9 protein-coding genes and 1 tRNA gene are annotated in these 9,021 nt (G+C 41.6%); 4 read left to right on the forward strand and 6 right to left on the reverse strand.

Features of this window, described 5'->3' with window-relative positions; all coding sequences use genetic code 11:
• The 5 genes from BLS28_RS30290 to BLS28_RS30310 form a co-directional block, all read right to left on the reverse strand.
• The coding region (locus tag BLS28_RS30290) for a TetR/AcrR family transcriptional regulator (protein WP_143020925.1) at positions 1–395 on the reverse strand (395 nt) is incomplete at its 3' end.
• Positions 396–465: 70 nt separating this feature from the next.
• Positions 466–1,227 (reverse strand): SDR family NAD(P)-dependent oxidoreductase, encoded by a 762-nt coding sequence (locus BLS28_RS30295; protein WP_091176590.1) that lies wholly within the window; start codon positions 1,225–1,227, stop codon positions 466–468.
• A gap of 517 nt (positions 1,228–1,744) precedes the next feature.
• On the reverse strand, positions 1,745–2,788 hold the full coding sequence (locus BLS28_RS30300) for a PDDEXK nuclease domain-containing protein (RefSeq protein ID WP_091176592.1): 1,044 nt from the start codon (positions 2,786–2,788) through the stop codon (positions 1,745–1,747).
• Positions 2,788–4,074 carry a site-specific integrase gene (locus BLS28_RS30305; protein WP_091176593.1) on the reverse strand — a complete coding sequence of 429 codons (1,287 nt, stop codon included), beginning with the start codon at positions 4,072–4,074 and terminating at the stop codon, positions 2,788–2,790. Before BLS28_RS30305 ends, BLS28_RS30300 begins: the two co-directional genes overlap by 1 nt.
• Positions 4,075–4,402: 328 nt before the next feature.
• A tRNA-Ile gene (locus tag BLS28_RS30310) sits at positions 4,403–4,476 on the reverse strand.
• Between the two features lie 65 nt (positions 4,477–4,541).
• Between BLS28_RS30310 and BLS28_RS30315 the strand changes: the two genes are divergently transcribed.
• Entirely contained in the window at positions 4,542–5,174 is a 633-nt protein-coding gene (locus tag BLS28_RS30315; protein WP_176844616.1) for an HAD family hydrolase, read from the forward strand.
• Positions 5,175–5,199: 25 nt separating this feature from the next.
• On the opposite strand, the gene BLS28_RS30320 is transcribed toward BLS28_RS30315, so the two are convergent.
• Positions 5,200–6,408, reverse strand: a complete 1,209-nt coding sequence (locus BLS28_RS30320; protein ID WP_091176595.1) for a proline dehydrogenase family protein — start codon at positions 6,406–6,408, stop codon at positions 5,200–5,202.
• 58 nt (positions 6,409–6,466) lie between these two features.
• Here BLS28_RS30320 and BLS28_RS30325 point away from each other — a divergent pair, with 58 nt between their 5' ends.
• From BLS28_RS30325 to BLS28_RS30335, 3 genes are read left to right on the forward strand one after another with little or no spacing between them, the layout of a single operon-like run.
• On the forward strand, positions 6,467–6,673 hold the full coding sequence (locus BLS28_RS30325; protein WP_091176598.1) for an RNA-binding S4 domain-containing protein: 207 nt from the start codon (positions 6,467–6,469) through the stop codon (positions 6,671–6,673).
• Positions 6,674–6,675: 2 nt separating this feature from the next.
• The gene (gene aroB, locus BLS28_RS30330) at positions 6,676–7,734 is read left to right on the forward strand and encodes a 3-dehydroquinate synthase (RefSeq protein WP_091176601.1); all 1,059 of its coding nucleotides are present in this window, start codon (positions 6,676–6,678) and stop codon (positions 7,732–7,734) included.
• 1 nt (position 7,735) lies between these two features.
• The gene (locus BLS28_RS30335) at positions 7,736–8,662 is read left to right on the forward strand and encodes a sterol desaturase family protein (protein ID WP_091176603.1); all 927 of its coding nucleotides are present in this window, start codon (positions 7,736–7,738) and stop codon (positions 8,660–8,662) included.
• Positions 8,663–9,021: the final 359 nt, after the last annotated feature.

A 9,021-nucleotide genomic window follows, 5' to 3' on the forward strand; every position in this document is an offset into this window, starting at 1 on the left:
ATCGCTTCCTGCGCTATCTTAAAACCACCATCTTCCGGCATTTTTGTCGGTTCTTCAACAATAAACATCAGGTTATAATAATCCTTGTTTTCCTGCGCAAATTGGATAAAGATGCGGCCCATAGCCTTTAAACGCTCAAAAGGGTCGCCCACTTTGTCTAAAACTTTGAACTGGTTGAGCAGTAACTGAAATCCTTCCTTATGCAGTTCCTGGAAGATCTCGCTTTTATCTTTAAAATAAAAATAAAGCGAGCCGGGGCTGTAGTTGATCTCGTTGGCAATACTACGCATGCTGGCTTGTTCATAGCCTTTTTCAAGAAATACCTTACGCGCGCCGTTTAAGATGCGTTTATGCATTTCTTGTTTCTCTTCCAATTTTCTTTCTGCTATGCCCATTTTAATTAATAATAAGATACAAATATAAGAGTGCGGACCGGGTGGCGAAATTTCGTACCAGGATCCAAAATTAGTTTTTCATGCCGGGGCTGATCTGTCCCATAATGTTTACAGCGGCTTTCCGGTTTAGTAGTTTAAATCCAAACAGCATGAACCTGTTTTTCCAGCCTTGTACAACCCTTGGCTTCCGCCTATTTTCCAATGCTTTAACCAATTCTGTAGCGACATCCTCAACAGAAGACAGCACAAATTTTGGAAAATCACTGACATGCCCGCCCGCATTTGCATGAAAGTCTGAGGCAGCAGCACCGGGGTTAAAACCCATCACAAAAATATCCTTCTGTTTGAACTCGTACCATAACGATTCGGAGAAATTGGCGACGAAACTTTTGGTGGCTGCATATACTGCCGCTCCCGGCAAGGATGAATGTGCAAGCAGGGAGCCAATATTTACCAAGGCATCTCCCGGTTTGGCGTTTTGTAAAAAGCTGTAAGACAAGGTTACCAAAGCATCCATATTAAGCTGCATACCAGTTAATTGATCAGCTAACGGAATCTCAATAAACTTTCCGTAAATACCTGCGCCTGCATTATTGATCAGGACATCGTATTTCTCCGTTTTTAAATGATCGGCCAGTTTTTGCAGGTCGTCTTCGTTCGTCAGGTCGGCAACTAAAACCGTGTGACCCGTACCGGCTAAACTTTTTACTGCCTTATTTAATTTATCCTCGTTGCGGGCCACCAGGGTTAGCTGATAGCCATGTGCGGCCAGCTGTTTGGCTGTTTCCAGTCCGATGCCTCCGCTTGCACCTGTGATCAGTACTTTTTTCATGATTATTTGATTAATATTTTAAACGCATCAAAAATATTGAACAGTGTTCAAATAAACAAAGTTGATTTTTTTTCTGACAAAGAAATGATAATAAACTCAAGAGGCCCTTATTTAAATTTCTCGTCATTTACCGTAATAAGTACTAAAAACGTCGATTTAGTTTCTGAATTCATTAGTTGTGATCCCTGTCTTCCTTAAGCGCTTAGGATACGTGAGATCAACTTTCTTCGCGTTTGACCGATAAACGTGAACTTGAATACAAGTATGATAAACCGCCTGGTACCATAAATTGAGGTGTCGCATTTGCGACACCTCAACCTTAATTACGAGCACAACTGACGGTTATCGGCCTGCTATCCAATCCGCTTTAATAACCGGGCAGATGACACAGACATTTACATTATCCACCCGCATCTCCATTTTTTCGATCATAGTCTTAGTATATCCGGCCGCGTTTAAAGCAAGATAGTCCGATCGCATAGTCAATGATGACCATATCTTTTTTTAATGCTATCATTTATTCGATTTGTTTTTTGAGTTCTTCCTTACTTGGCAGATAGAGTTTATATTCCCGGCTGAATATCTGCTCATTGTCCAAGGGAAGCGTGAATTCGACTACTGCGCGGTTATCCTCCTTACAAAGTATGATGCCTAAAGTTGGCATTTCTTCCGGCTGTTTGACCTTACGGTCATAGTAATTGACATACATCTGCATTTGACCGATATCCTGATGCGTCAGTTTACCGATCTTCAGGTCGATAAGGACAAAGCATTTTAACAACCTGTTGTAGAAAACCAGGTCTATCCAAAAATGGTCGCCTTCAAAGGTGATACGCCGCTGTCGTCCTTCAAACAAAAAGCCTTTACCTAATTCCAGCATAAAGTGCTCCAGTTTATTGATGATCGCTGTTTCCAGATCATTCTCCGAATAACCGCTGTCTTCCTTTAAGCCCAAAAACTCCAGTACGAACGGGCTTTTCAGCGCCTGAACCGGCTCCTCGCTCGTTTGCCCTGCCTCCGTACTATCCAGTACACTTTTTTTATCGCGGCTTAACGCCAGCCGCTCGAACAGGGAAGAATTGTACTGACGCTGCAATTGCCTGACTGACCAGTTATTCGTTACCGATTGCTGTTCATAAAATCCCCGTTCACCGGGGTCGGCAATCTTCATTAACTGTATGTAATGTGTCCAGCTTAATTTGAACAAACCGGAAAACGCAATCAGTGATTGCGGAATGTTTTTATAGGTATCAGATTGCGCAATCAGTGATTGCGCAATCCGTTCCTGATATAACAGGTAGAACCTTTTGAAATAGTCCAGATTACGATGCGAATAACCTTTGCCATATTCGCGCGTCAGCGCTTCACTGAGGTCTTTGACGATGGTTTCCGCATAAGCGGCCCGCTGGCTGCCGGCCTGCTCTTCATTAACGATCATTTCCCCTATATGATAATAAGTATAGACCATCACCGTATTCACGTTCCGGACGATCTCACTGCGGGACTTTTCGATCAGTTCCCTGACTGACCTGAAAAGTTTGTCATTGGTTAGCTGTTCCATTAGCTTACGCGTTTCATTACCGGTTTAACATTCGATTTTCTTGCTGCCGGGCGTTTGGGCTCGGGTTTCAATTTTTCCTTCAGCACGCTCATATCATCGCTGATCTTTTTAAGTAAGACCCTGGCATAGATCTGCGTGGTCACGATCTTCGTATGGCCCATCATTTTGCTGACGGTTTCGATAGGCACATTATTGGCTAAGGTGATCGTCGTGGCAAACGTGTGGCGGGCCACACCGAAAGTGAGGGTCTTTTTGATACCGAGGATCTTGGCCACTTCTTTCAGGTGCATATTTACCTTTTGGTTGGTGATGGCTGGAAAGATCGTACCCAGGGTAACCGACCGCGGGTTGTCCTTGTATTTATTCAGGATAGCCATAGCCGGCGGTAATAAAGGAATATTGGTCGGTTCGTTGCTTTTTTGCCGGAACAGCTTTAACCATTTTTCGCCGTCCTCGCCGTTGGTGACATTGCGCTCCTGCAAATTCATGAGGTCGACAAAGGACAGGCCGGTATAACAGGCAAACAGAAAATAATCGCGTATGGTGATCAATGATTCCGAGGCGAACTCATGTTTTTCAATCGCTTTTAATTCCGCATTGGACAGGAAAGCGGTCTCTACCTTCTTATACCGGAACTTGTAATTTTTGAAGGGGTCTTTATTGATCCATTGCAGTTTGAAGGCCAGCGTGGTCATTTTGCGCAGACGGATCAAATGTTTCATCACGCCGTTGTTATTGATCGGCTGATGATGATCGGCAGGTTTGTGGTTACGCAGATAAGTTTCAAAATCCACGATAAACTTATAGTCGATGTCTTTCACACGGATATCGGTGGTGTGATACTTTACCGCAAGGAATTTTTCTAAGTAGCGGCGGGTAACCGCATAATGTTTAAGGGTGCTCCATGTCAATGCCGCAGAAGCGGTTTCATTGTGGTAATCCATCAGCGTACTCAGATTGTAGGTTTCTTCGGTGTCTTCACCCAGAAAACAGGCTTTGAGTAATTGCGGGTTGATCTCCTTGCCGTCAAGCTGCAATTGCTGGTAGTAGGAGGTAATGGTGAATCTGACCTGTTCCAGATAACCATTGGTTTCTTTGGCTTCGGGAACTTTGACTTTCAGCCCGCCATGGCCTTTGTCCCAATGGTCGACGTTAACACGCTTTTTCAGGGCAAAGATCACTTTGTCCTTGTTAATGGTAATTACCGCGTAAATGCAGGCGATACCATCCTTAACTTTGTCCTTCTTAATGGTGAAGTGTACACCAAATGACTGTGATGTTCTCATCTTTTTACAGTTTTTTTAAGTGAGTAAAACGATTACTTGATCCCCCGAACCTCCGGTTTCGGGGTTTTTTAAGATGAAAAAAGGTGCAGATTTCTGATCTTTTGCAGTACTTTTGAGTCTTTATTTTATGGACTTAAAATACTGTAATACAGCCGATTAACTCTTAAAAAACCCCCAAACCTAAAAATTAAATTTGGGGTGGCGTTTTGGTGTCAGAAATGGTGTATTTTAAAGGACTGAAAGGGATTACTAAAAAATAAAAAACCCCGTAAATCATTAATTTACAGGGTTATATCGATTTGAAAGTTTAAATAAAACTCTCATTTTGTGCGCCCACCTGGGCTCGAACCAGGGACCAAAAGATTATGAGTCTTCTACTCTAACCGACTGAGCTATAGGCGCGGTTATTTTGTTTTTGTTTGCGGGTGCAATTTTACATATTTGCGGCCATATCTCAAACTCTTTTTATGGAAAATATTAAAAATATCATCTTTGATTATGGTAACGTTATTTTCAGTATCGACTTTCTCCGGGTTCAACAATCATGGAATCAATTAGGTATAAGTAACCCCGAAGCGTTTTTTGGCCACAAAACTCAGGATGAAATTTTTGATAAATTTGATCGCGGCGAGGTTACTGCAACACAATTCAGGGATTACGTAAGGGAAAAAACAAACAACCTATCCCTTACGGATGATCAGATTGATGCCGCATGGAACAGTATCCTGGTCGGAATTGCCGAAGGAAATCACGAATTACTGTTAAAGCTGAAAGACAAATACCGTACTTTTTTGCTTAGTAATATTAACGCTATCCATTACGATTATATCATGAACTATCTTAAAACCGATTTCGGTTTTGACGGAAACGATCACCTGTTCGAAAAAACATATTACTCGCACCTTACAGGCAAACGCAAGCCAGAGCCTGCCATTTTTGAACAGGTACTTAAGGAAAATAATTTAATATCCGAAGAAACCTTATTTATTGACGATAGTCCGCAGCATTTGGAGGCCGCAAAAAAGTTGGGTATCCAAACCTTTCTAATGACAGCTCCAGATACAATACAGTCCTTTGCAAAAAGAGAGCAATTAATTTAATAAATGCCCTCTTTGTATGGTAGTTTTATAAGTTAGCGCTTCGGCGCTTTCTTTCTTTTGTTATTAAACTTAACTCGCGGCTCATTTGCCCGGCTATAGCCGTATTTTCCTGTGCACGGCGAAATAAATATGGCAGTACAGCCTTTACCGGTCCATAAGGCACATATTTAGCCACATTATAATCGGCATGGGCGAGGTTAAAGCTCAAGTTATCGCTCATGCCAAGCAATTGCGAAAAATAAACATGTGGATGTTTATGATCAATACCTTTATTGTCCAGTAATTCGGCCAGCAAACGGCAGCTTTCTTCATTGTGTGTACCTGCAATAAAAGCTATTTCATTGATATGACTGGTACAATAATCAAGCGCCGAATCATAATCAAGATCAGCAGATTTTTTATCGGGCTGAATTGGCGATGGGTAGCCCTTTTCTTCAGCACGTTTACGTTCTTTTTCCATGTAAGCACCGCGTACTATTTTTGCTCCCAATATAAAGCCTTCGCTTTGAGCAATTGCATGATCATTTAACATCGAAGCCAGTTTATCATGCCTGTACATTTGATAGGTATTATAAACTATCGGCCTTTGCTTGTTAAATTGAGTCATCATGGTAAGCGCCAAAAGATCAATGGTATCCTGGATCCAGCTTTCTTCGGCATCTATCATTACCGGTACGTTGTTTTTGAACGCTTTATCACAAATGGCCAGCACGCGGTTTTGTACCCTTCTCCACTCCTCTTCTTCAGTATCGTTTAATTTAAGACGGGCATCCAATTTTTCAAGCAGGCCAAAGCGGCCTACACCAGTTACTTTAAATACGGTAAGGGGGATGGCTTTATCTTTCGCTGCACGCTCAATGGTTCGGATAATCTCATCGCGGGTATTATCAAATACGGTTTCTTCATCCTCTCCCTCTACTGAATAATCCAAGATAGTACCTACCCTGCCGCTGTAAAGATTTTTAATGGTATTATCACATTCGGCAATGGTTTCACCGCCGCAAAAATGTTTAAATATGGTAGCTTTGATAATATTCTTTATCGGCAAACCAATTTTCATGGCAAAATTGGTAACTGGCGGGCCTATCTTTACCAAAAAGTTAATATTGATCATCCTGAACAGCCAGTAGGCCCGGTTAAGATCGGTATTGGATGAATGGCGAAAAGCTATTTCTGTATTTTCGAACGAGGGCGTATTTCGTCCTTGATTATTGTTAGTTTCAAAAGAGGTCATCTGCAAAATTATAAAATGATAACTCATAATTGCATGAATAGTTTATTTTTGCCATCCCATGATCGAATTTAAGTTAGAAGGGGACTTTATCCCCATGATCCAGCTACTCAAGGCTGCGAACTTAGTGCAAACCGGCGGCGAGGCGCAAATAGTTGTAACTGAAGGCCTCGTGAAGTACAACGGCGTAGTTGACTACAGAAAACGCCTCAAAGTAAAAAGAGGTGACGCAGTTGAGTTCGACGGAAATAAAATTATAGTCATATAATAATGAACACTATTTTAAGCGATAATTACTCGGTTTATTTTGATAATAGCCTTGATGAATTAGTTGATTTTGTTAAAAAAGGCAACTATTCAAAATTCTTTATTTTAACCGACGAAAATACAGGCGAACACTGCCTGCCCTTACTTACCAGCAAACTTACAGATTTTAATAATTACGACCTGATCGAGGTTTCATCGGGCGAGGAAAGCAAAAACATTGATTTTTGTGTTGGGGTTTGGAAAATGCTGATTGACTTTGGTGCCGATCGTAAAAGCCTTATGATTAACTTAGGTGGCGGTGTTATTACAGATATGGGAGGCTTTGCCGCTTCTACCTATAAAAGAGGGATAGATTTTGTACAGGTGCCAACTACCCTCCTTTCACAGGTTGATGCCTCTGTGGGCGGCAAAACAGGTATCGATGTTGACGGCATAAAAAATATTATCGGGACATTTACTATGCCTAAAGCTGTGTTTATAGCGCACGAGTTTTTACAAAGCCTTCCGCCTCGCCAGATCCTTTCGGGTTTGGCCGAAATGCTTAAACATGGTTTAATTGTTGATGCCAATTATTGGAATCAACTTAAAAACAGCGACCTGAAAAATCCTTCGGTTGAACTTGTTCACCGCTCCGTAGAAATCAAGAATAAAATCACTATTGAGGACCCGCACGAGAAAGGCATTCGCAAGGCGTTAAACTTTGGGCATACTATCGGGCATGCGGTTGAAACATACTCTCTATTACATGACGAAGACAGCCTTTCGCACGGTGAAGCAGTGGCTATCGGCATGATCTGCGAATCATACCTCGCCCACAAAAAAGCGGGATTGTCTTCAGGCGAACTTCATGAAATTGTAACAGTATTAACCGCTCTTTATCCGAGATATACCATCGACGAAAACAGTTTTGATGAGTTGTTACTGAACATGAAAAAGGACAAAAAGAACGTTGGAGACGAAATTAATTGCACCCTGTTAACACATATAGGTGAGTTTAGTATTGATAATGTGTGTACTGCCGACGAACTTTGTGAAAGTTTGAGATATTACATTAACCTGTAACATGCTGCAACATTTGGATCCGCGAAATCAGGCAGCCCTTGTTTTAATGGGCTTATTAGTTGTTTTAACACTTGTTGAAATGGCTCTGAGCTATTGGGAAGATCGCAAGTACTATGAAACCCGCGATACACTAACCAATATTTATCTTACTTCGCTGGCTGTTGTTATTAATCTCTGCGTTAAGGTATTTACCTTTTTTATACTTGATTATACCTACCAGCATTACAGGCTTTTTCAAATTCAGAATATTTTTTGGTACTGGTTTATATTGGTTGTTGTACAGGACTTTTTATATTGGGTGCTTCATTATACCGGGCATTACTGCCGTATGTTTTGGGCCATGCACGTTACCCATCACTCGTCCGAGCATTTTAACTTCACCACGGGCTTTCGGTCAACAGTATTTGAACCACTTTACCGGGTATTCTTTTACCTCCCGCTGGCTTTAATGGGCTTTACCGCTTTAGATATCCTGTATGCATACCTTATTACCCAGCTTTATGGCAATCTGGTGCATACTCAGTACAAAATCCCCTTGCCAAAATGGTATGGGTGGATTTTTGTAACGCCTGCGCATCACCGTGTTCATCATGCGTCAAACATCCCTTATCTTGACAAAAACATGGGCATGGTATTGATTATCTGGGACAGAATATTTGGCACTTTCCGCGATGAGGATTTACCGGAGCCGGTTAAATATGGCTTAACTAAACAACCTCAAGATATGGGGCCCGTGAATATTTTATTCCATGAATGGAAGGCTTTATTGCATGATGCCAGAAATGCCCCGGATCTCAAATCAAAAATAGGGTACTTTATTCACCCGCCGGGCTGGAGCCATAACGGCAGTACCCAAACTGCGCGTGTGCTGCAACGGGAATATAAGGAAATGGAAGAGGCTCATAAAAAACACGAAACTGCCGCATAACAACATTATATTCACTGTTGTCCGGTAAAGTTTGTTATTGTTATAAAAAGACTGCATTATGATATAAAAAGAAGGATTTAGGTTTTAAAGCGGATGTCCAAGCCCCCCCAATTTTAGTTGCCGTGAGTGATTTGTTGACATGACGGACAGTTTCTCCGGATCGTTCAGAAAGTTAAATAGGTGGATATAACTCATCAGATGGAGTCTTATAATAGAACTCAGATTAGAGAAAGACCATTGTCTTTTGAGTTGTACCTGGACAATTTTGATTAGAAGATCGGCAATAAAAGCGCACCATATCTGTATTTTGATTGCATTCTCATTATCCCCCAGGAAGTATTTAAGCGGGAAATTTTGCT

The organism is Mucilaginibacter gossypii, from assembly GCF_900100945.1.
GTDB lineage: Bacteria > Bacteroidota > Bacteroidia > Sphingobacteriales > Sphingobacteriaceae > Mucilaginibacter > Mucilaginibacter gossypii.